Origin of the sequence: Sphingobium sp. ZW T5_29 (assembly GCF_044987515.1) — a bacterium.
Classification (GTDB): Bacteria; Pseudomonadota; Alphaproteobacteria; order Sphingomonadales; family Sphingomonadaceae; genus Sphingobium.
Genome location: NZ_JBJDRM010000004.1, coordinates 30,564 through 55,222 on the forward strand (window position 1 = coordinate 30,564; position 24,659 = coordinate 55,222).

The following is a 24,659-nucleotide window of genomic DNA, read 5'->3' on the forward strand; positions in this document are numbered from 1 at the left end:
CGCTTTTGCAGGCGGTATCAGTCTTCCGGCGCGATGGTGACGCGCAGGCCATCCAGATCATCGTTCAGCGTGAGCTGACAGGACAGGCGGCTGGTTTCGTTGCGATGGTCGGAACTGTCCAGCAGATCATTTTCATCCTCACCGATTTCCGGCAGCTTGCCTGCAAATGCGGGATCGACATAGACATGGCAGGTCGCGCAGGAACAGCAGCCACCGCAGAGCGCCAACAACTCGTCAAAGCCATTGTCGCGAATGACCTCCATCACGGACAGGCCAGTGTCGCCCTCAACGGCCTGTTCTTCACCTGATCGGTTGACCACAATCAGCTTGGGCATGTACTCAAATCCCCTAAAACTTCCTCGCCGCTCATAGGCTGGGTCGCCAATAAATCAAGAGCGGGAAGGTCAGTGCGATGGTGACGACAGCAGAAAGGTTGCGTGAAAGCCTGGACGCAATCGCGGCGCTCGAACCCGGTTTTGCCGCGGCCATAGGGCGCGTGGGCTATCCCCAGCCCAGGGTGCGGGAACCAGGATATGAAACATTGCTGCGCACCATCGTCGGGCAACAGGTCAGCGTCGCCGCCGCCGCCGCCGTATGGCGCAAGCTGGAAGCGGAACTGGGCGAAGGCTGCGTGCCGGACGTCCTGCTGGAACGGGATTTCGACGCGTTGCGAAGCTGCGGCCTGTCGCGGCAGAAGCAGGGCTATGCCCGCAGCCTTGCCGAAATGGTGACCAGCGGCGCTATCGACCTTCACGCCCTGCCCGAAGATGATGAGGAAGCGATTGAGTTGCTGACACGCATCAAGGGTATTGGGCGCTGGTCAGCGGAAATCTACCTGCTATTCGCCGAAGGACGACCGGACATCTGGCCAGCCGGCGACCTGGCGGTGCAGATCGAGGTCGGTCGCATCCTGGGCTTGCCGGGCCGGCCCAGTGAACGCCAGACCCGCGAGGTCGCGGAAAGATGGCGACCCCATCGCGGCGCGGCCGCCATCCTGGCTTGGCACCATTATAATACGGAGGTTATTTGACCCATGTCCCTACCCCATGCACGTTACATCGTCCTTGAACATGAGGGCGAATGGAAGATCAATCTCGACAATCGCTATTATGGCCCCTTCGCCACTCAGCAGGCCGCTGTCGACAGTGCGACCGGGACCGCCCGCAAAGCTGGTGAGGACGGCTATCCCGCGAGCGTCCTGTTGATGCAGGGGACAAAATTCGAAACCCTGTGGACTACCGATTCCAATCCAGCACCCTAGCCCAATGGCACAACCGAAGGCGGCATTCTGGATCAAGCGGGGAACCAGAGCTGTCCTTGCGCATTTAACGCCTCCGGGGGCCTCTGGCAAAGACATGAACAAGACTGTCCTGATCATCGAAGACGAAATTTTCGTCGCACTGGAAATCGAACAGATCGTTGAAGATGCTGGGTTCAAGGTAGGCGCCATCGCTGCCGACCGGGAAGCTGCCCTGGCGGCGGCGGCGGGCTGCGACATCGCGCTCGTCGACCTGAACCTGCGTGATGGCCCGACCGGCCCTGGCATAGGCATGGAACTGGCCAGCCAGTTCGGCGTCCAAGTCATCTACATAACCGCCAATCCCGCACAGATCGGCGCTGCAGCGGAAGCGGCGCTGGGCGTCATCGCCAAACCTTTCCGCGCCGACAGCATCACCGCCACGCTGCAGCTTATCGCCGATGACAGCGCAGCGCTGGAAGCCGCAGAGATTGTCGGCTTTACGCCTTTCCGGCCGCTGCCCGGCTCATGGAATGGAACGGGATCCGCAGCCTGATCGTCAAACCTTCCGGTCGCCAGTCCCGCACCATATCACCGCCCAACTGACGTTCGACGCTAAGCTGCATCAAGCGGCTGCCAAAGCCTTCGGCACTGGCGGGTGTGACGGACGGGCCGCCTTTCTCTCGCCAGATGATATGAACGTCGCCGTCCTGGCGTTCAACGACGATATCGACGCGCCCCTCCGGGACGGACAAAGCGCCATATTTTGCCGCATTGGTGGCAAGTTCGTGGAACAATAGCGCCAGCGGGGTCGCAGACCGATCGTCGATTGCCGGGTCTTCGCCCGAAAAGATAATGCGGGTCCGAGCCGGATCCTGATAAGGCGCGAAAATCTGATCCAATATGCCGCGCAGCCCGCCCTCCAGCGCGGTGGCTCCACCGTCATTGCCATGAGGCCGCACGAAATCATGGGCGCGGCCAAGCGCCATGATCCGGTCACGCAGATCATCGGCAACATCGCTAATCTGCGGATGAGCGCGGGCCGACAGGCCAATCAGGCCGGAAATCACCGAAAAGATATTCTTGATGCGATGGGACAGTTCATGCGCAATGATCTCACGCTCTTCCAACATCAGCTTCTGTTCGTGAATTTCGGTGCAGGTGCCGATCCATCGCGTGACCCGGCCTTCCGCATCCAGGATCGGCAGGGCGCGTCCCAGCGTCCAGCGATATTCACCGCTGCGATGCCTCAACCGATATTCGACATCATAGGGCTCGCCTGTCTCAAGCGAGTGACGCCAGCATGCCCAGGCTCGTTCCCGGTCATCTACATGGAACATGCCATTCCAACCGTCGCCATCCGTCGATCCATCCGGCACGCCGGTATATTCGTACCAGCGCGCATTGTAATAGTCATGATAGCCGTCCGCCAACGTGGACCAGACCATTTGCGGCATCGTATCGGCCAGGGTGCGAAACAGCCGGTCGCTTTGCGCCACCACTTCGGCGTCCTTGATCTGCCGGGCGATCACATCCTGATCCCGCCTGCGTCCTTCCAGTTCGACCATCACATGGCGGGCCAGCAGGGCAAGCCCCTGACGCTGAAGCGGGGTCAGATCCTGACGTGGCTGATCATCGATCACACACAGCGCGCCCAACGGCACGCCCTCCCTGCCCACCAAGGGCGCGCCAGCGTAAAAGCGAATGAATGGCGGCCCCGTGACCAGCGCATTATCCTGAAAGCGCGCGTCCCGCGTGGCGTCGGGAACGACGAATATTGCGTCGTCCAGCATCGCATGGGCGCAAAAGGACAGGTCGCGCGGCGTTTCTTCGGCGTCCAACCCGGTGCGCGCCAGAAAACGCTGCCGCTGATCCTCGACGATGCTTACCAGGGCGATCGGCGAAGCGCAGAGGGCAGCCGCGAAGTCCGTGATCTGGTCCAACGCAATAAACCCGCCGGCATCCAGATCGTATCCCGCCAGCAACGCAGCACGATCAGTCTCCAGCCCGCCGCCGCCGTCAGCCATCGCTGACCCGTTCAATGTCGGCGCCCACAGCCGACAGCTTTTCCTCCAGCCGCTCATAGCCGCGGTCAAGATGATAGACGCGGTTTACCTGCGTTTCCCCTTCCGCCGCCAGACCGGCCAGGATCAGGCTCATCGACGCCCGCAAGTCGGTCGCCATCACTGGCGCACCAACCAGGCGATCGACGCCCCGCACCACGGCAGTGCGACCGTTGACGCTGATGTCTGCACCCATGCGGGCCAGTTCGGGAACGTGCATGTAGCGATTTTCGAAGATAGTTTCCGTCAATACCGACGCGCCATCGGCCTTGGTCAGCATCGCCATGAACTGGGCCTGCATGTCCGTGGGGAAAGCCGGAAAAGGCGCCGTGGACAAGTTGAGAGGCTTTAGCTTCCCATCAGACGACACGGTGATGCCGCCCTTCCTTTCCTGCACATCGACGCCCGCATCGCGGAGCGCGGCCAGAATCGCATGCATGTCGTCCGCATTCGCGCCGGCCAGTTCCAGCGACCCGCCGGCAATCGCCGCCGCGCAGGCATAGCTGCCCGCTTCGATCCGGTCGGGCATGACGCTGTAGGTCGCGCCGTGCAGCCGGTCCCGGCCATATATGGTCAGCTTGTCGCTGCCGATCCCTTCTATATCAGCGCCCATCGCGACGAGCAGTTTGCACAGATCGACGATTTCCGGTTCGCGCGCGGCGTTTTCCAGGATGCAGGTGCCCTTTGCCAGCACCGCCGCCATCAACGCATTTTCCGTCGCGCCGACCGACACCACCGGGAAAGTGAACATGCCGCCTGGCAGCCCGCCATCCGGCGCACTCGCGCGGACATAGCCCGCGCTGATCTCAATCACCGCTCCAAATGCTTCAAGCGCTTTCAGGTGCAGGTCGATCGGTCGGTTGCCAATGGCGCAGCCACCCGGCAGCGACACGCGCGCTTCGCCCGCGCGGGCGAGCAGCGGTCCCAGAACCAGGATCGATGCCCGCATCTTGCGCACAATGTCATAGGGCGCTTCCGTTGACGTGACCCGGCCCGCGCGCAGCGTCATGACGCGGCCGAAATCCTCTGGCCGCGCGCCTTCGATCATCGTCGACACGCCCAACTGGTTCAGCAGATGACCAAAACTGTCCACGTCGGCAAGGCGAGGCAGGTTGCGCAGCGTTACCGGCTCGTCCGTCAGCAATGCGCAAGGCAACAGGGTCAGCGCAGCGTTTTTCGCGCCGGAGATGGGAAGACGGCCGTTGAGCGGATTGCAGCCGCGAATATGAATACGATCCATCGGCTGGGTCTTAACGTTAATTGCGCCACGCGCAAGGCGCGACACGCTCGCCAGGGCCGACAACGCGCCGTTGCTGCCGTCCCCGGAAACATTTGTACGATCCTGCGCACGATATTGATCGAGTTTAGTGCACGCGCTGCAAATGCAGCCAAAAGGCAGGCGGGGCGTTCTGTCACCGTAACGACAATGTTCAGTAGAAGGTGTGTGGAGTGGCAACAAGTTGCTTCGCGGAAAGGGTAGGCAAACATGTGTCCCTGTCCGATGCGGAAAAGAATGCGCTTTCCAGGCTAGAGGAAAATCCGCGCAAGGTGAAACGAGGCGCGATGATCCAGCGCATTAACGAAACGATCACGGAACTATTCGTCCTGCGCGAAGGGCGGGCGATGAGTTACGTCCTCCTGCCCGACGGCAGCCGCCAGATTCTGCGGGTCTATTTTCCCGGAGACTTCATCGGGTCGGCCAGCACGATCTACAGCAAGGCGCCGGAGTCCCTGGTGGCCTTGACGGACGTGGTGATTTGCCCTTTCGACAAGCATGCGCTTCGCCGGTTGCTGGAAGAACATCCGCGCGTTGCAGCGCTGCTGTTCCTGTTGTCAAATGCCGAAAGGGTAGCGCTTACCGATAGGCTGGCTTCACTGGGCCGCACGTCGGCCAAGGCTCGCGTCGCGTCGTTCCTGCTCGACATCTTCGATCGGCTACGGGTGACGGACGACGGCATTATCGACAGTTTCGACCTTAAGCTTACTCAAGAGGAAATCGGCGACGCTATCGGCCTCACGTCGGTTCATGTGAATCGAATGGTGAGGCAGATGGAGCAGGAACGGCTGATCAGCCGAACCAATGGGCGCATTACCCTGCTCGACATGGAGAGGCTGGAAGAAATCGGCCATTATACCAATCGCCACAAGGACATGGATTTCGACTGGTTTCCGAACCAACCGTGAGCCACGCGCGGCAGCCGTCAGGCAAGCAGTTCCACGTCCCAGTAAAGCCAGTCGTGCCAGCTTTCATGAAGATAGTTGGGCGGGAAGGCGCGACCATGTTCCTGCAACTGCCAGTTGGTCGGGCGGATCGGCGTGACGTGCAGGCGCATCCGCGCCTCCTGTGGCGTGCGCCCGCCCTTCCGCAAGTTGCAGGGAGAACATGCAGTCGCGACATTTTCCCAGGTGGTGCGGCCACCCGCCCGGCGCGGGATGACATGGTCGAATGTCAGGTCATTCCCCGACCCGCAATATTGACAGGCGAACCGGTCGCGCAGGAACAGGTTGAAACGGGTGAAGGCCGGATGTTCCGACGGGCGCACATATTGTTTAAGCGCGATTACGGACGGGATTTTCATCTGCAGGCTGGGACTGTGGACTTCCCGTTCATAGCTGGAAACGATGTCCACCCGGTCCAGAAAAACCGCCTTGATAGCGGTTTGCCAAGGCCACAAGCTCAACGGATAATAGCTTAACGGCGTATAGTCGGCGTTCAAAACCAGCGCCGGACAGTTTTCCGGATGCCGTATCAGGTCGGGATGGTACATAAGAACCCTCTATCCCCCTTTGCCGACGCTCTGATCGACCAGGAACGTGACGTGAGCATGACAGCATTAACGACCCCAGTCCGTCAAGGCCGAGTGTGACTCCACCGTTTACGCCACAGCATATGGTGACGCGCTTCGCGCCCAGCCCAACCGGTCGGCTCCATGTGGGGCATGGATGGTCGGCGCTGCTGGCAATGACGATGGCACGCCGGAATGGCGGCTTGTTTCGTCTTCGGATTGAAGACATTGATGGCACCCGCAGCCGCCCCGAACATGTCGATGGCATCATTCGCGACCTTCAATGGCTGGGCGTCGAGTGGGACGAAGACATCATCTTCCAGTCCGCGCGGCTCGATCATTATGAGGCAGCGCTGCAACGGTTACGCAGCATGGGGCTGCTCTATCCATGCTTCTGCACCCGTGCTGACATAGCCGCCAGCGCAAGTGCACCGCATGGACCGGAAGGCCCGATCTATCCCGGAACCTGTCGCGCCATATCCAAAAGCGAGGGCGCCCGGCGAATGGCCGCAGGACAGGCACACGCCTGGCGCATCAACATGGTTTCCGCTGTGGATAGAAGCGGTCCGTTGACGTGGGACGCCCTGCCCTTCCCTCCCGACCCTGGCGCTCAGGCCAGACGCGTGAACGCTGAACCGCTGGCGGCGGGGGACGTGGTTCTCGCCCGCAAGGATGCGCCCGCCTCCTACCACCTGTCCTGCACACTGGATGATGCCGATATGGGGGTCAGTCATGTCCTGCGGGGCGAAGACCTGCGCGCCGCCACCGATGTCCACCGTTTGATCCAGGCCCTGCTCGGCCTGCCGTCCCCCGTCTATTGCCATCATCCACTGCTGGTGGGGGCAGACAGGAAAAGGCTGGCGAAGCGGGACGGGTCCATCGCATTGGCGGATCTGCGCGCTCAGGGCATGGACCCTCGCCAGCTTGCGCAGGATTTGCACGCGGCGCGCTTTCCGGTTGGCATTTCGCTGGCCAGCGCCTAGTTTCGGTGGATGAACACAGTCCTCGTCATCGTCCTCATCCTTGCGATGGGCGCCACCCTTTTCGCGCTGGTGCGGGGGATCATCGCCTTCCTTCAGGCTACGAAGGAACAGTTGAACTCGCCCGAAAGCGGACCCAGCCGATCCAGCCTGAAACAGAACAAGATGATGATGAACCGTATCCTGTTCCAGGCAGCCGCCGTCATCATCGTCGCCATCCTGCTTCTGATGAAGGGCAATGGCTGACCTTGAAACCTGTTAAGGTGCGCGCGGCATGGTGAAGCTCAACAAGATTTATACCCGCACGGGTGATGCGGGCACGACGGGTCTTGTCGACGGATCGCGCCTGCCCAAACACGCGCCGCGCATGCAGGCTGTGGGCGATGTGGATGAAGCGAACAGCGCCATTGGCCTTGCCGTTCTGGCGATCGGCAATACGCCCGAAGGGGCATGGCTGACCACGATCCAGAATGATCTGTTCGATCTGGGCGCGGACCTCGCTACCCCGATCCCGGATGGCGATGATGAACCCTGGGCGCTCCGCATCGTCGCTTCGCAGGTCAAGCGGCTGGAAGATCAGATCGACGCCATGAATACGCATCTTGCCCCGCTCGACAGCTTCATCCTGCCGGGAGGATCGCCCGCAGCGGCGGCAGTGCATCTGGCCCGCGCCATCACGCGACGCGCCGAACGCAGCGCCACCGCAGCCGCGGTAGAGACCGCCCTCAACCCACAGGCGCTGGCCTATCTCAACCGGCTTTCCGATCTGCTGTTCGTCCTGGCCCGCCGCGTGAACGACAACGGCGCCGCCGACGTAAAATGGGTGCCCGGCGCGTCCCGCTGAACCCCTGAAGGGAGTGCTACTTCACCACATCGGCCGTGAAGACTTTGATCCATTGCCGCGCGCCACGGCATTCCCCCATCGCGCTGGCTTGGGCCAGGCGGAATTGTGTCCCATCCCACACATAGGATTCGCTGCCGCCACAGTCGCCCAATCCACGCCCCTTTGCATAGCTTTCCAGCGTCGCGGTGTCCGCCAACCATGCCGCGTTGACCAGCATGGGATGATTGGCGTTTTCGCTCCATCCCGGCGGATGGTCGAAGCTTGCAAAGCGGAAGGTCCGCCGACCGGCAATGCCGCTAGCGATGACAGGCACCGAAGTGAAATTATAGGCCCCTGCCCCGCATGGCGTCAGGACCAGGGACTCGGTCCTGGACAGGCGATGAAGTTCCGGCGGGGAAGCATCGCGCATCTCATCAGCGCAGCCCGTCAGCCTGCCCAATGCCGCTCGCTCCTCCCGCCACAGGGGCTGCGGGGCTGGGCCTGGGGGGATGTCTGCTCGACGGATAATGATCGACGGAGGCGCTGACCGCACAACGCTGCGCGCCAGCGGCCCCCTCGCCACCAGAGCGGCACGAGTGCCAGCCGTACCCTGTCGCGCGTCCATATAGCGCAGCGCCGCCGCCGCGCCGGCCAGCGAGGGTTGCCCGACCAGCTTCGCGCCGACCCGCACATCCATCCGATTGCCACGGGCGATAGCCATGGCCAACGTCGCGGCTTGGGCACCTTGCAGCTTTGCCTCGCCTTCCTCGCTGATTGCAGTGGCGACCTTGCGGTCGTCGATGACCAGTCCAAGCTGCTCCCGGCCCTTGCCGTCGCGACTGATCCAGATTTCCGGCTCACTCGATCCGCCTGCTTCCCGCACGATGCCGACGGTCACCGGATCGTCGGGCCAGTCGCCGCCTTCGGGCATAAGGGACACAGCTTCACATCGTCCGCGATTGTCGCAGCCGATGGTCCAGTCCTTGTAGGTTTCGAGTGATCCGGGCCTTGGCGTTCCCCCCAATGCAGGTGCCAGACCTATGATCGCCGACAGCATAGCTGCCAGCGTGAATATGCGTTTCGCCCCCATGCCTTAACCATAACGCAATTTGCGTCTGGGGTGTAGTGGCATCATTGCGCGAGCAAAATGATCCGCAAGCCTGCACAAAAAAAGAGCCCGATCCGGGTGGATCAGGCTCCTCTTTGTCGGTCTGAAATCAGGCCGCCTTGGCGCGCGACATGCGTTTACGCTCGTTCGGGTCGAGGTAGCGCTTGCGCAGGCGAATATTTTTCGGCGTGACTTCGACCATTTCGTCGTCGTCGATATAGGCAATCGCCTGTTCCAGCGTGAGCTTGCGCGGCGGGCTCAGGCGAACGGCATCGTCCTTGCCCGAAGCGCGGAAGTTGGTCAGCGCCTTCGACTTCATCGGGTTGACTTCAAGATCTTCGGGCTTGGCGTTCTCACCAATGATCATGCCTTCGTAGAGCGCCTCGCCAACGCCGACCATCAGAATGCCGCGCTCTTCGAGCGGACCCAGAGCATAGGCATTGGCCTCGCCCGAGCCGTTGGAGATCAGCACGCCATTCTTGCGGCCTTCGATCTTGCCCTTGTGGGGGCCATATTTTTCAAACAGGCGGTTCATGATGCCAGTGCCGCGCGTGTCGGACAGGAATTCGCCATGATAACCAATCAGGCCGCGCGAGGGCGCGGAGAAGGTGATGCGGGTCTTGCCGCCGCCAGACGGACGCATATCGGTAAGCTCCGCCTTGCGGATGTTCATCTTATCGACGACCGTGCCGGAAAATTCATCATCCACATCAATGACGACGATTTCATAAGGCTCGGTCTTGTTACCAGCCTCGTCCTCACCGAACAGAACGCGCGGACGTGAGATACCCAGTTCAAAGCCTTCGCGGCGCATGGTCTCGATAAGAACGCCCAGCTGCAATTCACCACGACCGGCGACTTCGAAGCTATCCTTGTCTTCGCTTTCGGTGACCTTGATGGCGACGTTCGATTCGGCTTCACGTGCCAGACGGTCGCGGATCATTCGGCTCGTCACCTTGCTGCCCTCGCGGCCAGCCATGGGCGAATCATTGACGGCAAAACGCATCGACAGGGTCGGCGGGTCGATCGGCTGCGCCTGGATCGGTTCAGTGACCGACGTGTCGCAGATCGTGTTGGCGACGGTCGCGACCGTGAGACCGGCGAGCGAAATGATGTCACCCGCCTTTGCTTCATCAACCGGGACGCGATCAAGGCCACGGAAGGACATGATCTTCGACGCGCGGCCGGTTTCGATGACATTGCCATCCATGTCCAGTGCGTGGATCGGCTGGTTGACCTTGACCGTCCCCGACTGAACGCGGCCGGTCAGGATACGGCCCAGGAAATTGTCACGGTCGAGCAACGTCACCAGGAAGCTGAACGGGGCGTCCTGATCCAGCGATGGCGGCGGCACATGATCGACGATTTTCTGAAACATCGGTTCCAGCGTACCTTCGCGGCGGCTGGGATTATCGCTCGCATAACCGTTACGGCCCGACGCGTAGAGCACGGGGAAGTCGAGCTGCTCATCGGTCGCTTCCAACGTCACGAACAGGTCGAACACTTCATCCAGCACTTCCTGGATGCGTTCGTCGGGGCGATCGACCTTGTTGACGACGACGATCGGGCGCAAGCCCAGCGCCAGCGCCTTGCCGGTCACGAACTTCGTCTGCGGCATCGCGCCTTCCGACGAATCGACCAGCAGGATCACGCCGTCCACCATCGAGAGAATGCGTTCCACCTCGCCGCCGAAATCGGCGTGGCCGGGCGTATCGACAATATTGATGCGGGTGCCGTTCCATTCGATGGAGGTCGGCTTCGCCAGGATCGTGATCCCCCGCTCCTTTTCCAGGTCGTTGGAATCCATCGCCCGTTCCTCGACCCGCTGATTGTCTCGGAAAGTGCCGGACTGGCGGAACAATTGATCGACAAGAGTGGTCTTGCCATGGTCGACGTGCGCGATGATGGCGATGTTACGCAGGGACATGGATAATGCCTTTGGGATTTTTCGTTTTCCCGGCCGGCACCGCGCCTGACCAGAGTATCGGGCGCGCCCCTACAGGAAATGACGCGTTGCGGCAAGGGCGGCGACTTGTCCCCTCACGTTTGCATCCACGGCCTAGCGAGACCATATTCCACATCGAAGATCGCTGTTATAGTCGCATATGGCAGTTCGAGGAGACAATATGGCAAGCACCTCCCCCATTACGGCCACGGCAACAGACACGCTAAATCTGACTCCTCCAGACCCAGTGCCACCAGTCGCGCGCGACAAGGCCGCCGGTCTCGTGCCGCTGGATGATGAGAAGCGGTCAAAGCTGGACGAAAAGGTCGGCGCTTTCGTTGCCGATCTGGTGGCGCAGGACGCCAATTCCCCGGAATTCGGCGTGCGCGTCGATCAGTTGACGAGCATGGGACGCAAGGAAATCGCGGAGGCGGCAGGCCACTCCAACCGATTCCTCGACCGGCCGGTGCGAGCTATGGACAGCGATAACAAGGTCGGCGTCGATCTGGCCGAACTGCGCCGCACGGTCAAGGACCTCGACCCCGGCAAGCGCGGCAACCTCCTCGCGCCCCGAAAGTTGTTCGGCATCATTCCTTTCGGCAATCGTCTGCGCGACTATTTCGACGGCTATAAAAGCGCGCAGGGCCACATCAACTCCATTTTGGGATCGCTCGCCAGCGGAAAGGACGTCCTGATCAAGGACAATGCCGCGATCGATGTCGAGCGGCAGAATATGTGGGCAACGATGGGTCGGCTTGAGCAGATGATCCACATCTCCAAAACACTTGACGCCCAGCTTGAGGCAAAGACACTGGAGTTGGATTCGACCGATCCGGCGAAGGCCAAGGCGATCCGCGACAGCGCGCTTTTCTATGTTCGTCAGCGCAGCCAGGACCTGCTGACGCAGATGGCTGTGACGGTGCAGGGTTATCTGGCGCTCGACCTCGTCAAAAAGAACAATGTCGAGCTGGTCAAGGGTGTGGATCGCGCCAGCACCACGACCGTTGCGGCCCTGCGGACGGCAGTGACCGTCGCCCAGGCGCTCGCCGGACAGAAGCTGGTGCTGGAACAGATCACGGCGCTCAACACGACAACGGCCAACATGATCGATTCGACCGGGGAGATGCTAAAGAGCCAGACCGCCGCGATTCACGAACAGGCTGCGGCCAGCACCATCCCGATCGAAACCCTCCGCCGGGCATTTCAGAATATCTACGACACGATGGACAGCATCGACACCTTCAAAGCCAAGGCCTTGGAAAATATGAAGACGACTGTGAACACGCTGTCTGACGAGGTGGAAAAATCCAAAGGCTATATCGCGCGTGCCGAAGGTCAGGCACAGGCCGCGCAAGAGGCCCGCCCGGACAATCCGCTGCTAAGCTCGCTGGAGGCGTGACATTGATCGATGCCGCTTGTTCTCTTGTCGGAATATCGGATCTGGATGGATTGCTTTGGCGATCTGACAACAAGGGCAGCGTCCGGTGATGAACCGGTTCGACCGCCAGGGAAAGCGGCGACAGAGCCTGCCCGCCCGTGCTCGCCAGCGGCGCATTGCCGCTGCGATGCGTAAGCTGAGATATGCCGTCTGGACGATCCTGGCCGTGCTGGTAGCGAGCATCGTGGCGGGGTTCTTCATTCCGCTGGGCATTACAGGCGTGATGGTCACGCTGGGGGTGATGCTGGCGGCGGTGCTGCTGATCATCGCCATGCCGCCTGAGCGTTCCGTGAAGGTTGAAGCCCTTTCGAGAACCTCGCTCAGCGCTTTGCCACTGCAAACCGAAATTTGGCTGGAAAACCAGCGAAAGGGACTTCCGACACCAGCAGCAGCGCTTGTCGACAGTATTGGGGTCAAGCTGGAAACCCTTGCTCCGCAGCTTGAACGGCTGACCGATCAGGAACCTGCCGCCCAAGAGGTGCGCAAGCTGCTGGCAGACCATCTGCCCGAACTCGTCACCGGCTACCAGTCAATCCCACAGCCGCTGAGGCGCGAAGAGCGCAACGGTCGGGTCCCCGAACAACAGCTCATCGAAGGGTTGAGTGTCATTGATGCGGAAATAACAAGGATGAGCGAAGGCCTGGCCAGCGGTGACCTGAACCGGCTGGCCATCCAAAACCGTTTCCTTGAAATGAAATATCAGGAGGCAAGGCAACTGGGGCATTAGTCCCCCGTCCTTTCCCCATGATCCATCTCACGCTCATCATCGTCGATTTTTTGACCGGCCTGCTCGTCGCGGGTGCATGGGCACTGGCATCGGCAGGCGGGGCAATCGCTGCGCTGCTGGGCGGTGGCGTGCTGGGGCTGTCGATTTTCAGGAAATGGCGGCGTCGCGATTAGACGCCGATCCTTTTAGCCCTGACGGATCAGAACATCCATCATCGCCTGCGTCAGGGGCTGGCTGAATTGTATGCCAAAACGCTTTCCCTTTGCCCATTTCACCCTTCCGCTCGTTTCGAGGTCGAGCGCGTGAATAATGACGTAGCTGCCGGCATTTGGCGGGACTTCGCAATGGACCAAAGCGCCGGTAGATGACAAGTCCAGGAAATGAGCGCGCAGCTCGGCGCCCCTCAGGGTGAGCGCCACCGGTTCGAACATTTTATGCCGCGGAGCGTGCCGCCGTTGCGCGGCACCGGTGATCGGAGAATCATATGGGTCGGTCATGCCAGCCCCTCCCTTCCGCTATTCAATCATCAAAAGATCAATTTCGTCACCAATATTATGGTTAACAGTCGACCAAGCAGCTTTCCGAGCGGTCGCGCGATTAAAATCGCAGCGCGCAGGGGACGATTGAACCGGGTGAGGGACGAGCGGCGATCCGACGAAAACGGGCGAAATACCCTCCCGCCGTCGGCTTGGGAATCAGTTCCTCCATCCGAAAGCCCATGGCCGCCAGTTCGCAGGCCAGCAACCTTGGCGGAGTGCCGTGCTGGTCGGTTGGGCGGTTGGCATCGACGACGATCAATTCACCATCAGGCTTAAGCGCCGGGCTAAGGTGCCACAGAAAGGCATAGGGTTCCGCAATCTCGTGATACATATGGACCATGAAGATGCGGTCGAAGCTGTTCGTAGGCAGTTTCGGGTCTTCGGGCGCCCCCAGTCGAACGCTGACATTGCGCCAGTCTTCCCGCGTAATACGCCGCGACAGCGCCTCAATCACCTCTGGCATGATATCTTCGGCGAGGACCCGTCCTTTCGGCCCCACGCGATCGGCGAGCCGCACGGTATAATAGCCCTCGCCCGCGCCGATGTCGGCCACGGTCATTCCGGGCCGAATGCCAGCCTTATCCATGATGTCATCCGCTTCATTGACCCGATCGCGCGCCTCTTCGCTGGACCAGCGCGTCGACACGACGGGCGCGACCGGGCGGTCAGCACGTGGAAACTCCTTCGCCGCCGCGGGGCGGTCCTTCTGCTGGCTCGATGAAAAAGGTCCGCATGCCGTTAGCAGGAGCGCCACTCCCGCCAGCGCCACCCCTGTCACCGGCAGAGGCTTCATTAATCGACGTCCTCCACATCAACCTTTTCGCCCGTGACCTTTTGCGACAAGGCAGCGGCCATGAAGGGGTCAAGCGCCCCGTCGAGGACGTCGTCGGGCGAAGTGGAAGTGACACCAGTGCGCAGGTCCTTCACCAGCTGATAGGGCTGGAGGACGTAGGAGCGGATCTGATGTCCCCAGCCGATTTCGGTCTTGGCCTGATATTCACCCGAAGCCACTGCCTCGCGCTTTTGCAGCTCCGCTTCGTAAAGGCGGGCTTTCAGCATGTTCATCGCAGTCGCGCGGTTCTTGTGCTGCGACCGGTCATTCTGCGAGGCCACGATTATGCCTGACGGAATGTGGGTGATGCGGACCGCCGAGTCCGTGGTGTTGACGTGCTGCCCGCCCGCGCCGGACGCGCGATAGGTATCGATCTTGAGGTCGCCTTCATTCACCTCAATCTCGATATTGTCGTCGATCACGGGATAGACCCAAACGGATGAGAAGCTGGTGTGCCGCCGTGCCGAACTGTCATAGGGACTGATCCGCACAAGGCGATGCACGCCGCTTTCCGTCTTGGCGTAGCCATAGGCATTTTCGCCCTTGAACAGAAAAGTCGCGGATTTGATGCCCGCCTGGTCACCCGCCTGATAGTCGACCAGTTCCACCTTGTAGCCGCGTCGCTCGCCCCAGCGGCGGTACATGCGGCTGAGCATTTCGGCCCAGTCCTGGCTTTCCGTGCCACCTGCGCCAGCGTGGATTTCCAGATAGGTGTCGCTCGCATCAGCTTCGCCCGCCAGCAGCGCCTTGATCTTATCCTCATCAGCGCGGTCCGCCAGCGCCTTCAGCGACGCAATGGCTTCGTTGACCATATCCTCATCACCCTCAGCCTCAGCCATTTCGATGAGTTCGGCGGTGTCGGTCTTTTCGCTTTCGATCGCGCGCGTTGCGCCGATCGCAGCGTCAAGCCGGGTGCGTTCGCGCATCACTTCCTGCGCGAGTTTCTGGTTGTCCCACAGCGTCGGATCCTCGACGCGCGCGTTTAGTTCGTCCAGACGGCGCAAGGCGCGATCCCAGTCGAGGAAACGGCGCAGCAGGTCCAGCGCGGCGTCAATACGGTCGATATGTTGCTGCGCTTCGGCGCGCATGGGAACTCTCCAAAAATATCGGGCGCTTCCGCTCGCCAGGACGAAAACGCACTAAACCGCTGCCCCTATCCGAGGGTGGCCGATTTGGGAAGATTCAATCCTGTCGCGGAGTATGGCCTTTAATAGATCCCGCCCTGATCCTGCAGGAAGTCGCTATCCGTTCGCTGAGCACCCTGGCGCACCGCGTTCCGCTGGGCAGCGGCTTTTTCCTGGGCCGCGACTTCTTCCTTGCGGATCGATCGGCGGGGTTCGGATTCGGGTTTGAACGCTTCCCATATGATGGCAGGCTTTGGCTCGTCGGTAGGCCAGACGCCATAGACACGCTTGCCCGATCGGCGGTCTATCGTGACCATACGGATGCCAGCCGGAGCAACGAACGGCGTCTTGGGCATGGTTTCAAGCACGGGCTTCATAGCCGCCTTCCATATCGGCGCGGCGATGCGACCACCCTGCGCCCAGCCGCCTAGACTGCGCGGCTGATCATAGCCGATATAAACGCCCGCAACGAGGTCGGGAGAGCCGCCCACGAACCACACATTGGTCGGACCGTTTGTGGTGCCCGTCTTGCCGAAAAGCGGGCGCTTCAGGTCAGCAAGCACGGTCGCGGTGCCGCGCTGGATCACCCCTTCGGTAATGTGCACGACCTGGTAGGCAGTCATGGGGTTCATGACCTGCCGCCCTTCAAAGCCGAACCGGGGCATGGGCTTGCCATCCCAGTTGGCCATGTTGCACCCCTCACAAGGCCGCCATCTCAGAGGCCAGATAACCTTGCCATGCCGGTCCTGAACATAATCCATGACCTTGGGCGACATTTGCCGCCCGTGATTGGCGAGTGTTGCATAGGCATTCACCATCCGCTCCACCGTGGTTTCGCCCGCCCCCAGCGCGAAGGAAAGATAAGGTTGGTAATCGCCGATACCCATCGCCTTGATCGTGCGCACGACCCGATCCATGCCCGTCTGGCTTGCGGCGCGGACGGTCATGAGGTTGCGTGACTGTTCCACACCCCACCGCATGGTCTGCGGTCCTGCGCTGCCGCCGGAGAAATTGCGGAAGCATTTTTGTCCCAGCCCTGCGCCTTGATAGACGCACAGCGGCCCATCAACGATAATCGAAGCAGGCGTCATGCCGCTGTCCAGTGCTGCGGCATAGACGAAAGGCTTGATGGTCGACCCGGGCTGGCGCATCGCCTGCGTGGCGCGATTATAGGAGGAAAGACGGCTGTCGAACCCGCCCTGCATCGCGCGGATGCGGCCGGAATGAGTTTCTTCGACGACCATGCCGCCGGAAACTTCAGGCACATTGCGCAAGGCCCAGCTGGACCCGTTGCCTGTCACCACGATTAGGTCGCCCGGCTTCATGCTGTTGAACGCAGGGCCGCCCGCGCGGCGGTATGGCATTTGCGCGGCGCCTGCGGGCAGCGTGCCGGTGGAACCATCCGAAAAACCGATTTCTGCAGAAGACGAATTGCGGCTGATCACCACCGCTACGCGCCACGACGCATAATCAACCCCGACATAGCTGGCAGCCAATTCGCGTCGCCATCCCCGTCCGATGTCGATTTTGCCCACTGGCCCGGACCAGCCCTTGCCCGCATCGAAGCGCAGAAGGCCGTTGCGCAACGCTGTGGCGGTCAGGTCCTGCATCTTGGGATCATAGGGACTGCGCACCCAAAGACCGCCAGCATAGACACTGTTGGGGCCATCCTCTGCCTTTTCGCCAAAGCGTTCGATCAGGCGGCGGCGCACCTCTTCCATATAATAGCCGCCAGCTCGCGCGTCGTAGCCGGATCCGTGCGCCTGCACGGTGCCCAGCGGTTGCGCCTGCGCCTCGTTCCGCTGCGCGTCGGTGATCCAGCCATTCTTGACCATCTCACCCAGAGCCCAGTTACGGCGCTCCAAAGCACGCTCATGGCCGGTCGGGCTTTCCGGGCGGTAATTGGCCGGCCCCTTCGGCAGGATGGCAAGATAGGCCATTTCGTGCAATTTGAGGTCAGCCACATCCTTGTCAAAATAGGCGCGTGAGGCCGCCTGGACGCCATAGGCGTTGCGACCCAGGAATATCTGGTTGAGATACAGTTCCAAGATCTGCTGCTTGGTCAGCACGTCTTCCATGCGGTAGGCGAGGATCATCTCCTTCACCTTGCGGGTGGGCGAATATTCATCGCCGATCAGCAGATTCTTGGCCACCTGCTGGGTGATCGTGGACCCGCCCCTGGCACGCTGGCCCGATCCGATCTTCGTCACATAGTCGAACACCGCGCCGAAAAAACCCGGAACATCGACTCCGTGATGGTCGAAGAAAGTCTTGTCCTCCGCCGACAGGTAGGTGCGGATCAGAAGCGGTGGATAATCGCTATATTGCAGCTGGACCCGACGTTCGCGGGCATAGCTATGCACCGGCTGACCGTTGATGTCGCGCACGATGGTGGGCAGCGGCGGTTCATATTCCAGCAGCGTCGCGGCATCGGGAAGGCCGCGCGCGAAAATCAGCCAGAAGAGGAAAAACGCCGCCATAAGACCGCCAAGGCCGATAGCGATCCACCGCACCCATCGTCGGTCCCAGTGCGGGGCAAGTCGTTCCCGCAAATTGCCCACGCGGTCGCGTAACCGGCGGGTGGAGGACGATGATGCGGTATCGGGGCGAGCCTCTTCCATGACGAACGAGGCTCTAGGGTCAAAATAGGCGCAGCGCCAGAGCGGATCGACGGGATGCGCTGCGCCTAACGCGGCGTCAGCGCTACATTGCGGGCGAAATGCACTTCGATAGCGCGCGTTACCCCGCGTGCGATGCGTGCCTGGCCTTCGCGGGAGGAAAGGAAAGCGGCATCGTCGCTGTTGCTGAGATAGCCGGTTTCGAACAGCACCGATGGTGTGTCGGGGGCCTTTAAAACCATGAGTGAAGCAAAGCGATGATAGGGGGTTCGGAAATCCATGTAGGGGGAGGCTTCCCGTTTCAGGACGCGCGCGAAGGTCGCTGAAACAGTCATGGTTTCGCGTTGCGTCAGGTCGATAAGAATAGATGATATATCATCCGGCTGGCCGCCCAGATTGACGCCGTGCAAGATGTCCGCCTTGTTTTCACGAGCGGCGAGGCGCGCGGCTTCGCGGTCGGACGCGATTTCCGACAAAGTGTAGACGGTGGCCCCATGCGCCTGTTCATTATCGGCGGAATCGGCGTGGACGGAGATGAACAGGTCCGCGTTCAGCCGCCGCGCAATGTCATAGCGTTCCTGCAGGACGAGAAAGCGGTCGTCGTCCCGCGTCATCGCCACGCGAAGGCGTCCGGCCTTTACCAGCGCGTCGCGGATCGCCTGCGCAATGGCGAGCGTCAGGTCCTTTTCCTGCTTTCCAAGCTTTGCATTGATCGCGCCGGGATCATGGCCGCCATGACCAGCGTCGATGACGACTAGAGGACGCGATGCGTCGCGGGGGCCGTCCACACGGGGCAATTCCAGGCCGCGCCCCGCGGGAGGGATGGGAACGGTGATGCTGTGCACCCGCTTTGCAGGACGAGGCGCCATCTGCGCGACCGGGTCGAGCGCGGCGCCGCCGTCATTGCCGGGCGCAGCGGAAAAAATCGCGCCGACCAGGACAAGAGCGTGGAACATCGCGCGCTTGTGCCGCGCGGACCCGCAATCGTCCAGCCAAATATGAGCGGCGCAGCGTTCGACCTTCGATCCGTGTCAAAGGACTGCCCCCACATGAAACATTATTTCGGCCAGACGTTGCTAGGGCGCATTTTGACTGCTACCCATTCATATTCCTGAAAGCCTGTCCAAATTTCGGCAACCAAATTTCGACAAGGCGCTCAGGAAGATTTCAAGATCGCATCGGCGGGCGAACGACGCCCGAATTCGATGTCGCAACAGGTTGACGCTGCATGAGGCATGATTTCCATCCCCCGCTTGACCCGATCCCGGGCGATGCGGCGTGGATGGTTCGGACCGGCGAATTGCCCGGCCCTGCCAAAGCAGCAGACGCGCATATTATCCAACAGAACCGGACGATGCCGCGATCCACGCCGCTGGCGGCGCAATCGCTGTCGTCCCTATTTTATCGCATGACTGCCCGGCCTGGCGCCGTTGGCGGTCATCGCCGGAGAAACATAAATGACAATGCGTATGCTGATCGATGCGCGCCACCGGGAAGAGACCCGGGTCGCGGTCGTCAAGGGAAACCGGATCGAGGAATTTGACTTCGAATCGGCCGAGCACAAACAGCTCAAAGGCAATATCTACCTGGCCAAGGTCACCCGCGTAGAACCGTCCCTGCAGGCGGCCTTCGTTGATTATGGTGGCAACCGCCACGGTTTCCTGGCGTTCAGCGAAATCCATCCTGATTATTATCAGATCCCGCGCGAGGACCGCGAGGCGTTGCTGCGCGAAGAACGCGAGCATGCCGAGGAAGAGGCCGCGCTGCGCGCCGATTTCGACGATGACGAGGAACATGGCGCGGACGACGGGCTGGAACTGGTCGAAGCCACGCATCATCATGACGATGAGGAGCATGAAGGCGAGGCCCCAGGCGGCGAAGCGGCGGAAAATGGCCGCAATGGTCGCGGACGTCGTGGAAAAGGCGATGATGCCGCCGAGGAACTGCGCCGCAAGCGCATGGCGCTGCGCCGCCGTTACAAGATTCAGGACGTCATCAAGCGCCGTCAGGTATTGTTGGTGCAGGTCGTCAAGGAAGAACGCGGCAACAAGGGTGCGGCGCTGACCACTTACCTGTCGCTGGCGGGCCGTTATTGCGTATTGATGCCCAACACGTCGCATGGCGGCGGCATTTCGCGCAAGATCAGCAACGCGGCGGACCGCAAGCGGTTGAAGACGATCATCGCCGAAATGGCGCTGCCGTCCAGCATGGGCTGCATCGTGCGCACCGCAGGTCTTCAGCGCACCAAGCCGGAGATCAAGCGCGATTTCGACTATCTCGCCCGCCTGTGGGACGAGATCCGCGAAAAGACTCTGCAATCCGCCGCGCCCGCGCTGATCCACAATGACAGCGACCTGATCAAGCGCGCGATCCGCGATATCTACAACAAGGATATCGACGAGGTCATCGTCGAGGGCGAGGAAGGCTATAAGGCCGCCAAGGACTTCATGCGGCTGTTGATGCCCAGCCATGCGCGCCGGGTGAAGCAATATGCCGATGCGGTGTCGCTGTTCCAGCGCGCGAGCGTCGAGGATCAGCTGGCGGCGATGTATAATCCGGTCGTGCAGCTGAAATCGGGCGGCTATCTGGTCATCAACCCGACCGAGGCGCTGGTGTCGATCGACATCAACTCTGGCCGTTCGACCCGCGAACATGGCATCGAACAGACCGCCGTCGCCACCAATCTGGAAGCCGCGCGCGAAATCGCCCGGCAGCTGCGCCTGCGCGACATGGCGGGCCTGGTCGTCATCGACTTCATCGACATGGAGATGAACTCCAACATCCGTAAGGTCGAGAAGGCGATGAAGGAGGCGTTGAAGGACGATCGCGCCCGCATCCAGGTCGGCCGCATATCGGGCTTTGGCCTGATGGAAATGAGCCGCCAGCGCCTGCGCACCGGTGTGCTGGAAGCATCGACCCGCCAATGCCCGCATTGCGAAGGCACGGGCCTGGTCCGCACCGCGTCGTCGGCGGGATTGTCGGCGCTGCGCATGCTGGAAGAAGAAGCGGCACGGGGCCGGGGCGACATGGTCACCCTGCGCGCCAGCCAGGAAGCGGCTTTCTACGTCCTCAACAACAAGCGCCGCGAACTGGACGAGATCGAGCAGCGTTATGGCGTGACCATCGCGATCCTGCCCGATGGCGAAGTCGAAGGCGCGCGCATGTCGGTCGAGGCCAGCGGGCCGCGCCCCGAACGCGTCGTCACCTATGCCCCGCTGGTCGAGGATGATGACGACATCGACGTCGTCGAGGAACTGGACGAAGAAGAGATCGAAGAGGTCGAAGCCGCAACCGAACGCGACGACCGTGGCGACCGTGGCGAAGAGCGCGAAGGTGGCCGCCGCCGTCGCCGTCGCCGTCGCCGTCGCGGCGGTGCCGACCGTGCCGAAGGTGAGGGCGAACATGACGTCCAGGCCGAGGGTGCCGAACCGGCGGAGGAAGGCGACGCTGAAGCCGAAACCGATGAGGTTCAGGCGGCTGCCGACAATGGCGACGAAGGCGATGAGCCGGGCCGTCGTCGCGGACGTCGCGGGCGTCGCGGTGGCCGTCGTCGGCGCGAAGGTGGCGAAGGCGTGGCGGAGGAAGCTCTGGCCGATGCCGGGCAAGCCGCAGTCGAACCGGTTTCGGACGAGCAGCCTGTAGAAGCCGCGCCTGTGGCCGATACCGTCGCCGAAGCGCCAGTCGAGGAGGACGCACCCAAGACGCGTCGCCGCCCGCGAGCGCGCAAGGCAAAGGAAAGCCCCGCAGCCGAAATCGCTGAAGCAGCACCTGTCGAAGCGCCCGCTGAAGCGGCCGTCGAAGAAGCACCGGTCAAGCCGAAGCGGACCCGCCGGAAAAAGGCCGATATAGAGGCTGAGGCGGCAACGCCGACCCCTGCCCCGGTCGAAACTGAAGCCGAAGCGCCTGCCAAGCCCAAGCGGACGCGTCGCAAGAAGGCGGATGCCGAACCCGTCGCCGCCGCGCCCGCTGCCGCTACGCCCATTGCCGACGTCGCTCCGGCGCCCAAGGACATGAGCGCCAGTGTCGCCGCGCCAGTGGTGGTGGACAGCGCCGAAAGCAGCGACGTCCAGACCGAAGATGACGGATCCACCCCCCGTCGTGGATGGTGGCAGCGCACTTTCGGCCAGTAAGATCGGTCGATAAGATCGACCAGTAAGAAGAGTCAGGACCATGTGGAGCAGCGCCGCCATTTCACCGGATTTCGCCGGGAAGTGGCGGCGCTGCTGCTTCAGGCCAAGTTCATGCCGAAGCAGGCATCGGTTGCCGCCGATGCTGAACCCCATGCCATATCGGAGCATCCCTTGATGATGCGGCGCTGGCTCCGCATGGGCGCGATCGCCGCTATGTGCGTGGCGCTGACCGTGCGCCCGGCCATGGCGCAGCAGATATTACGCGACGCGGAAACCGAAGCCTTCATGGCCGACATGTCCGCGCCGCTGGTGAAAGCGGCGGGCATGTCCCCTCGCAATGTCGAAGTGCTGGTCATCAGCGACCCGGAAATCAACGCGTTCGTTGCGGGCGGTCAATATGTCTGGGTGCATAGCGGCCTGATCGCCGCTGCCGACAATGTGAACCAGTTGCAGGGCGTCGTCGCGCACGAGCTGGGCCATATCGAGGGCGGGCACGTCATCCGGTCGTCCGAAGGAATGAAGGCGGCCACCGGCATAACCCTGCTCAGCCTGGTGCTGGGCGCGGCGGCGATCGCCGCTGGCGGGGCGGAAGCGGGCATGGGCATCTTGGGCATGGGCCAGCAGGCGGCGATGAGCAAATTCCTTGCCTTTTCGCGCGCGCAGGAAAGTTCGGCGGACCTTGCCGGAGCGCGCTATCTGAGCACGGCAGGCGTGTCGGGCAAGGGCAGCCTGGAATTTTTCAAGAAGCTGCAGAACCAGGAATATCGGCTCGCCATCCCGCAGGATGACAGTTACGGGCGCACCCATCCGCTATCGGGCGAGCGCATCAATGTGCTGCGGGAAGTCTACACGGTCGATCCGGCGTGGGACAGGCCTGTCGACCCTGGACTGGAGGCGCGGTTCGAACGGATCAGGGCCAAACTGGTCGGCTATGTGTCCGAACCCAGGCAGACTTTGATCAAATATCCTGAAAGCGACCAGTCGATCCCGGCGCATTATGCCCGCGCCTATGCCTGGCACAAGAGCGCCTACCCTGACAAGGCGATGGCCGAAGTGGCGGCATTGCTGCGGGCGGCGCCGCATGATCCCTATTTTCTGGAGCTGAAGGGCCAGATATTGCTGGAAAGCGGCAAGCCCGCCGACGCGATCCCGCCTTTGCGCGAAGCGGTGAAGGCGACCAACCAGCCGCTGATCGGGACATTGCTGGCCCACGCCCTGATCGCGACCGAAGATGAACGGAATTTCGCTGAGGCCGAGCAGGTCCTGCGTATTGCCGTGGCGCGGGATCGGGAAAATCCGTTCGCCTGGTATCAGTTGGGCATTGTCTATGAACGGCGCGGCGACATCCCACGCGCCGCGCTGGCGACCGCCGAACGCTATGCGATGATGGGTGAGCACCAGATGGCGCTGCGCAGTGCGGATGCGGCCATGCAGGGGTTGAAGCCCGGCACGGTTGACTATCTGCGCGCACAGGATATCGCCATGGTTTCACGCGCGGCCGTCGAACAAAAGCGAAAGAAAAGATGACGCAAACAGCCCGGCCGGGATTCCGTGCCGCCCTTTCCAACAGGACGATGCAGATGACCCTTGGCGCCCTGGCTTTCCTTGCCGCTGCTGCGGGCACGTCGCTGGCCATGCAGAATGGCCAGGGTGTCAGCTCAGCCGACAAGGCCGCGATCGAACAGATTGTGCGCAACTATATTCTGGAACATCCCGAAATCATTCCCGAAGCGGTGGACAGGCTGCAAGCCAAGCGGATGGCGAACAATATCGACGCCAGCCGCCAGGCAATCGAAACCCCCTATGCCGGGGCGTGGGAAGGCGCGGCCCAGGGCGATGTCACGCTGGTCGAATTTTTCGACTATGCCTGCGGTTATTGCCGTGCGTCCCTCCCCCACCTCACGCGGCTGGTGAACGAGGATAAGGGGCTGAAAATCGTCTATCGCGAACTGCCGATCCTGTCCGACGACAGTGGCGACGCGGCCAAGGTTTCGCTGCTGGCGGCGGACAAGGGGCGATATATGCCGTTCCATCGCGCCCTTTATGAAGAAGGCAAGGTGACGCGCGAATCCATCCTGAAGGCGGCGGTCAGCGTCGGCATCGGCCGGGCGGAGGCGGAAGCGGCCATGGCCAGCAACAAATATGACGCCGAAATCCAGTCGAACATCGCGCTGGCGCAAAGGCTGCAGGCCAGCGGCACGCCGACCTTCGTCGTCGGGAACCAGGTGCTGAACGGCGCGGTCGGATATGACGCGCTGAAAAAGGCGATCGAGGTGGCGCGGAAGGAATAAGAGGGCGGCAAATGGCTG

General features: G+C 61.7%; 24 protein-coding genes. 13 read left to right on the forward strand and 11 right to left on the reverse strand.

Annotated features, from left to right (window positions below):
- Nucleotides 1-17 precede the first annotated feature (17 nt).
- The gene (locus tag ACI3KQ_RS04020; RefSeq protein ID WP_404955038.1) at nucleotides 18-335 is read right to left on the reverse strand and encodes a 2Fe-2S iron-sulfur cluster-binding protein; all 318 of its coding nucleotides are present in this window, start codon (nucleotides 333-335) and stop codon (nucleotides 18-20) included.
- A gap of 77 nt (nucleotides 336-412) precedes the next feature.
- Here ACI3KQ_RS04020 and ACI3KQ_RS04025 point away from each other — a divergent pair, with 77 nt between their 5' ends.
- The 3 genes from ACI3KQ_RS04025 (at nucleotide 413) to ACI3KQ_RS04035 (ending at nucleotide 1,793) form a co-directional block, all read left to right on the forward strand.
- Nucleotides 413-1,030 carry a DNA-3-methyladenine glycosylase family protein gene (locus tag ACI3KQ_RS04025; RefSeq protein WP_404955040.1) on the forward strand — a complete coding sequence of 206 codons (618 nt, stop codon included), beginning with the start codon at nucleotides 413-415 and terminating at the stop codon, nucleotides 1,028-1,030.
- 3 nt (nucleotides 1,031-1,033) lie between these two features.
- Complete coding sequence (locus tag ACI3KQ_RS04030) at nucleotides 1,034-1,261, forward strand: DUF2188 domain-containing protein (RefSeq protein WP_404955042.1); 228 nt, start codon at nucleotides 1,034-1,036, stop codon at nucleotides 1,259-1,261.
- Between the two features lie 94 nt (nucleotides 1,262-1,355).
- A complete protein-coding gene (locus ACI3KQ_RS04035) occupies nucleotides 1,356-1,793 on the forward strand; it encodes a response regulator (protein ID WP_404955044.1) in 438 nt (145 codons plus the stop codon).
- Here ACI3KQ_RS04035 and ACI3KQ_RS04040 read toward each other — a convergent pair.
- Both ACI3KQ_RS04040 and murA read right to left on the reverse strand, forming a co-directional pair.
- On the reverse strand, nucleotides 1,738-3,264 hold the full coding sequence (locus ACI3KQ_RS04040) for a sensor histidine kinase (RefSeq protein ID WP_404955046.1): 1,527 nt from the start codon (nucleotides 3,262-3,264) through the stop codon (nucleotides 1,738-1,740). The two genes, ACI3KQ_RS04035 and ACI3KQ_RS04040, sit on opposite strands and share 56 nt — an antisense overlap.
- Nucleotides 3,257-4,540, reverse strand: coding sequence for a UDP-N-acetylglucosamine 1-carboxyvinyltransferase (murA, locus tag ACI3KQ_RS04045; RefSeq protein WP_404955048.1), 1,284 nt, complete (start codon nucleotides 4,538-4,540; stop codon nucleotides 3,257-3,259). Before murA ends, ACI3KQ_RS04040 begins: the two co-directional genes overlap by 8 nt.
- A 209-nt stretch (nucleotides 4,541-4,749) precedes the next feature.
- Here murA and ACI3KQ_RS04050 point away from each other — a divergent pair, with 209 nt between their 5' ends.
- Nucleotides 4,750-5,484: a Crp/Fnr family transcriptional regulator gene (locus tag ACI3KQ_RS04050; protein WP_404955050.1), complete on the forward strand. Its 735-nt coding sequence runs from the start codon at nucleotides 4,750-4,752 to the stop codon at nucleotides 5,482-5,484.
- Nucleotides 5,485-5,501: 17 nt separating this feature from the next.
- Here the strand turns inward: ACI3KQ_RS04050 and ACI3KQ_RS04055 are convergent, their stop codons facing one another.
- Nucleotides 5,502-6,068 (reverse strand): HNH endonuclease, encoded by a 567-nt coding sequence (locus ACI3KQ_RS04055; RefSeq protein WP_404955052.1) that lies wholly within the window; start codon nucleotides 6,066-6,068, stop codon nucleotides 5,502-5,504.
- A gap of 122 nt (nucleotides 6,069-6,190) precedes the next feature.
- Between ACI3KQ_RS04055 and gluQRS the strand changes: the two genes are divergently transcribed.
- From gluQRS to ACI3KQ_RS04070, 3 genes are read left to right on the forward strand one after another with little or no spacing between them, the layout of a single operon-like run.
- Entirely contained in the window at nucleotides 6,191-7,069 is an 879-nt protein-coding gene (gene gluQRS / locus ACI3KQ_RS04060) for a tRNA glutamyl-Q(34) synthetase GluQRS (RefSeq protein ID WP_404955454.1), read from the forward strand.
- Between the two features lie 9 nt (nucleotides 7,070-7,078).
- A complete protein-coding gene (locus ACI3KQ_RS04065; protein WP_404955054.1) occupies nucleotides 7,079-7,312 on the forward strand; it encodes a twin transmembrane helix small protein in 234 nt (77 codons plus the stop codon).
- A gap of 28 nt (nucleotides 7,313-7,340) precedes the next feature.
- Nucleotides 7,341-7,910: a cob(I)yrinic acid a,c-diamide adenosyltransferase gene (locus ACI3KQ_RS04070; RefSeq protein ID WP_404955056.1), complete on the forward strand. Its 570-nt coding sequence runs from the start codon at nucleotides 7,341-7,343 to the stop codon at nucleotides 7,908-7,910.
- A gap of 16 nt (nucleotides 7,911-7,926) precedes the next feature.
- On the opposite strand, the gene ACI3KQ_RS04075 is transcribed toward ACI3KQ_RS04070, so the two are convergent.
- Entirely contained in the window at nucleotides 7,927-8,979 is a 1,053-nt protein-coding gene (locus ACI3KQ_RS04075; protein WP_404955058.1) for a DUF1176 domain-containing protein, read from the reverse strand.
- A gap of 127 nt (nucleotides 8,980-9,106) precedes the next feature.
- Nucleotides 9,107-10,924, reverse strand: coding sequence for a translational GTPase TypA (gene typA / locus ACI3KQ_RS04080; RefSeq protein WP_404955060.1), 1,818 nt, complete (start codon nucleotides 10,922-10,924; stop codon nucleotides 9,107-9,109).
- 199 nt (nucleotides 10,925-11,123) lie between these two features.
- Here typA and ACI3KQ_RS04085 point away from each other — a divergent pair, with 199 nt between their 5' ends.
- The 3 genes from ACI3KQ_RS04085 (at nucleotide 11,124) to ACI3KQ_RS04095 (ending at nucleotide 13,280) form a co-directional block, all read left to right on the forward strand.
- Nucleotides 11,124-12,341 carry a toxic anion resistance protein gene (locus ACI3KQ_RS04085; protein ID WP_404955062.1) on the forward strand — a complete coding sequence of 406 codons (1,218 nt, stop codon included), beginning with the start codon at nucleotides 11,124-11,126 and terminating at the stop codon, nucleotides 12,339-12,341.
- Between the two features lie 88 nt (nucleotides 12,342-12,429).
- Complete coding sequence (locus ACI3KQ_RS04090; protein ID WP_404955064.1) at nucleotides 12,430-13,107, forward strand: hypothetical protein; 678 nt, start codon at nucleotides 12,430-12,432, stop codon at nucleotides 13,105-13,107.
- Between the two features lie 17 nt (nucleotides 13,108-13,124).
- Nucleotides 13,125-13,280 (forward strand): hypothetical protein, encoded by a 156-nt coding sequence (locus ACI3KQ_RS04095; protein WP_404955066.1) that lies wholly within the window; start codon nucleotides 13,125-13,127, stop codon nucleotides 13,278-13,280.
- A 12-nt stretch (nucleotides 13,281-13,292) separates the two neighbouring features.
- Here ACI3KQ_RS04095 and ACI3KQ_RS04100 read toward each other — a convergent pair whose 3' ends face one another.
- From ACI3KQ_RS04100 to ACI3KQ_RS04120, 5 genes are all read right to left on the reverse strand, one after another.
- Complete coding sequence (locus tag ACI3KQ_RS04100) at nucleotides 13,293-13,604, reverse strand: PilZ domain-containing protein (protein ID WP_404955067.1); 312 nt, start codon at nucleotides 13,602-13,604, stop codon at nucleotides 13,293-13,295.
- A 100-nt stretch (nucleotides 13,605-13,704) separates the two neighbouring features.
- On the reverse strand, nucleotides 13,705-14,439 hold the full coding sequence (locus ACI3KQ_RS04105) for a class I SAM-dependent methyltransferase (protein WP_404955069.1): 735 nt from the start codon (nucleotides 14,437-14,439) through the stop codon (nucleotides 13,705-13,707).
- Nucleotides 14,439-15,566, reverse strand: a complete 1,128-nt coding sequence (gene prfB / locus ACI3KQ_RS04110) for a peptide chain release factor 2 (protein ID WP_404955071.1) — start codon at nucleotides 15,564-15,566, stop codon at nucleotides 14,439-14,441. The genes ACI3KQ_RS04105 and prfB overlap by 1 nt, the downstream gene beginning before the upstream one ends.
- Nucleotides 15,567-15,685: 119 nt before the next feature.
- Nucleotides 15,686-18,223, reverse strand: a complete 2,538-nt coding sequence (locus tag ACI3KQ_RS04115) for a penicillin-binding protein 1A (RefSeq protein WP_404955073.1) — start codon at nucleotides 18,221-18,223, stop codon at nucleotides 15,686-15,688.
- Nucleotides 18,224-18,288: 65 nt separating this feature from the next.
- Nucleotides 18,289-19,218: an N-acetylmuramoyl-L-alanine amidase gene (locus ACI3KQ_RS04120; RefSeq protein WP_404955456.1), complete on the reverse strand. Its 930-nt coding sequence runs from the start codon at nucleotides 19,216-19,218 to the stop codon at nucleotides 18,289-18,291.
- A 459-nt stretch (nucleotides 19,219-19,677) separates the two neighbouring features.
- Here ACI3KQ_RS04120 and ACI3KQ_RS04125 point away from each other — a divergent pair, with 459 nt between their 5' ends.
- The 3 genes from ACI3KQ_RS04125 (at nucleotide 19,678) to ACI3KQ_RS04135 (ending at nucleotide 24,641) form a co-directional block, all read left to right on the forward strand.
- Complete coding sequence (locus ACI3KQ_RS04125) at nucleotides 19,678-22,350, forward strand: ribonuclease E/G (RefSeq protein WP_404955075.1); 2,673 nt, start codon at nucleotides 19,678-19,680, stop codon at nucleotides 22,348-22,350.
- Between the two features lie 177 nt (nucleotides 22,351-22,527).
- Nucleotides 22,528-23,877, forward strand: coding sequence for a M48 family metalloprotease (locus tag ACI3KQ_RS04130; protein ID WP_404955458.1), 1,350 nt, complete (start codon nucleotides 22,528-22,530; stop codon nucleotides 23,875-23,877).
- Nucleotides 23,874-24,641, forward strand: a complete 768-nt coding sequence (locus tag ACI3KQ_RS04135; RefSeq protein ID WP_404955077.1) for a DsbA family protein — start codon at nucleotides 23,874-23,876, stop codon at nucleotides 24,639-24,641. The genes ACI3KQ_RS04130 and ACI3KQ_RS04135 overlap by 4 nt, the downstream gene beginning before the upstream one ends.
- Nucleotides 24,642-24,659: the final 18 nt, after the last annotated feature.

Coding starts and splice junctions, on each gene's coding strand:
- ACI3KQ_RS04020 (WP_404955038.1), bottom strand. CDS start 335: ATGCCCAAGCTGATTGTGGTCAACCGATCAGGTGAAGAACAGGCCGTT.
- ACI3KQ_RS04025 (WP_404955040.1), top strand. CDS start 413: ATGGTGACGACAGCAGAAAGGTTGCGTGAAAGCCTGGACGCAATCGCG.
- ACI3KQ_RS04030 (WP_404955042.1), top strand. CDS start 1,034: ATGTCCCTACCCCATGCACGTTACATCGTCCTTGAACATGAGGGCGAA.
- ACI3KQ_RS04035 (WP_404955044.1), top strand. CDS start 1,356: ATGAACAAGACTGTCCTGATCATCGAAGACGAAATTTTCGTCGCACTG.
- ACI3KQ_RS04040 (WP_404955046.1), bottom strand. CDS start 3,264: ATGGCTGACGGCGGCGGCGGGCTGGAGACTGATCGTGCTGCGTTGCTG.
- murA (WP_404955048.1), bottom strand. CDS start 4,540: ATGGATCGTATTCATATTCGCGGCTGCAATCCGCTCAACGGCCGTCTT.
- ACI3KQ_RS04055 (WP_404955052.1), bottom strand. CDS start 6,068: ATGTACCATCCCGACCTGATACGGCATCCGGAAAACTGTCCGGCGCTG.
- gluQRS (WP_404955454.1), top strand. CDS start 6,191: ATGGTGACGCGCTTCGCGCCCAGCCCAACCGGTCGGCTCCATGTGGGG.
- ACI3KQ_RS04065 (WP_404955054.1), top strand. CDS start 7,079: ATGAACACAGTCCTCGTCATCGTCCTCATCCTTGCGATGGGCGCCACC.
- ACI3KQ_RS04070 (WP_404955056.1), top strand. CDS start 7,341: ATGGTGAAGCTCAACAAGATTTATACCCGCACGGGTGATGCGGGCACG.
- ACI3KQ_RS04075 (WP_404955058.1), bottom strand. CDS start 8,979: ATGGGGGCGAAACGCATATTCACGCTGGCAGCTATGCTGTCGGCGATC.
- typA (WP_404955060.1), bottom strand. CDS start 10,924: ATGTCCCTGCGTAACATCGCCATCATCGCGCACGTCGACCATGGCAAG.
- ACI3KQ_RS04085 (WP_404955062.1), top strand. CDS start 11,124: ATGGCAAGCACCTCCCCCATTACGGCCACGGCAACAGACACGCTAAAT.
- ACI3KQ_RS04090 (WP_404955064.1), top strand. CDS start 12,430: ATGAACCGGTTCGACCGCCAGGGAAAGCGGCGACAGAGCCTGCCCGCC.
- ACI3KQ_RS04095 (WP_404955066.1), top strand. CDS start 13,125: ATGATCCATCTCACGCTCATCATCGTCGATTTTTTGACCGGCCTGCTC.
- ACI3KQ_RS04100 (WP_404955067.1), bottom strand. CDS start 13,604: ATGACCGACCCATATGATTCTCCGATCACCGGTGCCGCGCAACGGCGG.
- ACI3KQ_RS04105 (WP_404955069.1), bottom strand. CDS start 14,439: ATGAAGCCTCTGCCGGTGACAGGGGTGGCGCTGGCGGGAGTGGCGCTC.
- prfB (WP_404955071.1), bottom strand. CDS start 15,566: ATGCGCGCCGAAGCGCAGCAACATATCGACCGTATTGACGCCGCGCTG.
- ACI3KQ_RS04115 (WP_404955073.1), bottom strand. CDS start 18,223: ATGGAAGAGGCTCGCCCCGATACCGCATCATCGTCCTCCACCCGCCGG.
- ACI3KQ_RS04125 (WP_404955075.1), top strand. CDS start 19,678: ATGACAATGCGTATGCTGATCGATGCGCGCCACCGGGAAGAGACCCGG.
- ACI3KQ_RS04130 (WP_404955458.1), top strand. CDS start 22,528: ATGCGGCGCTGGCTCCGCATGGGCGCGATCGCCGCTATGTGCGTGGCG.
- ACI3KQ_RS04135 (WP_404955077.1), top strand. CDS start 23,874: ATGACGCAAACAGCCCGGCCGGGATTCCGTGCCGCCCTTTCCAACAGG.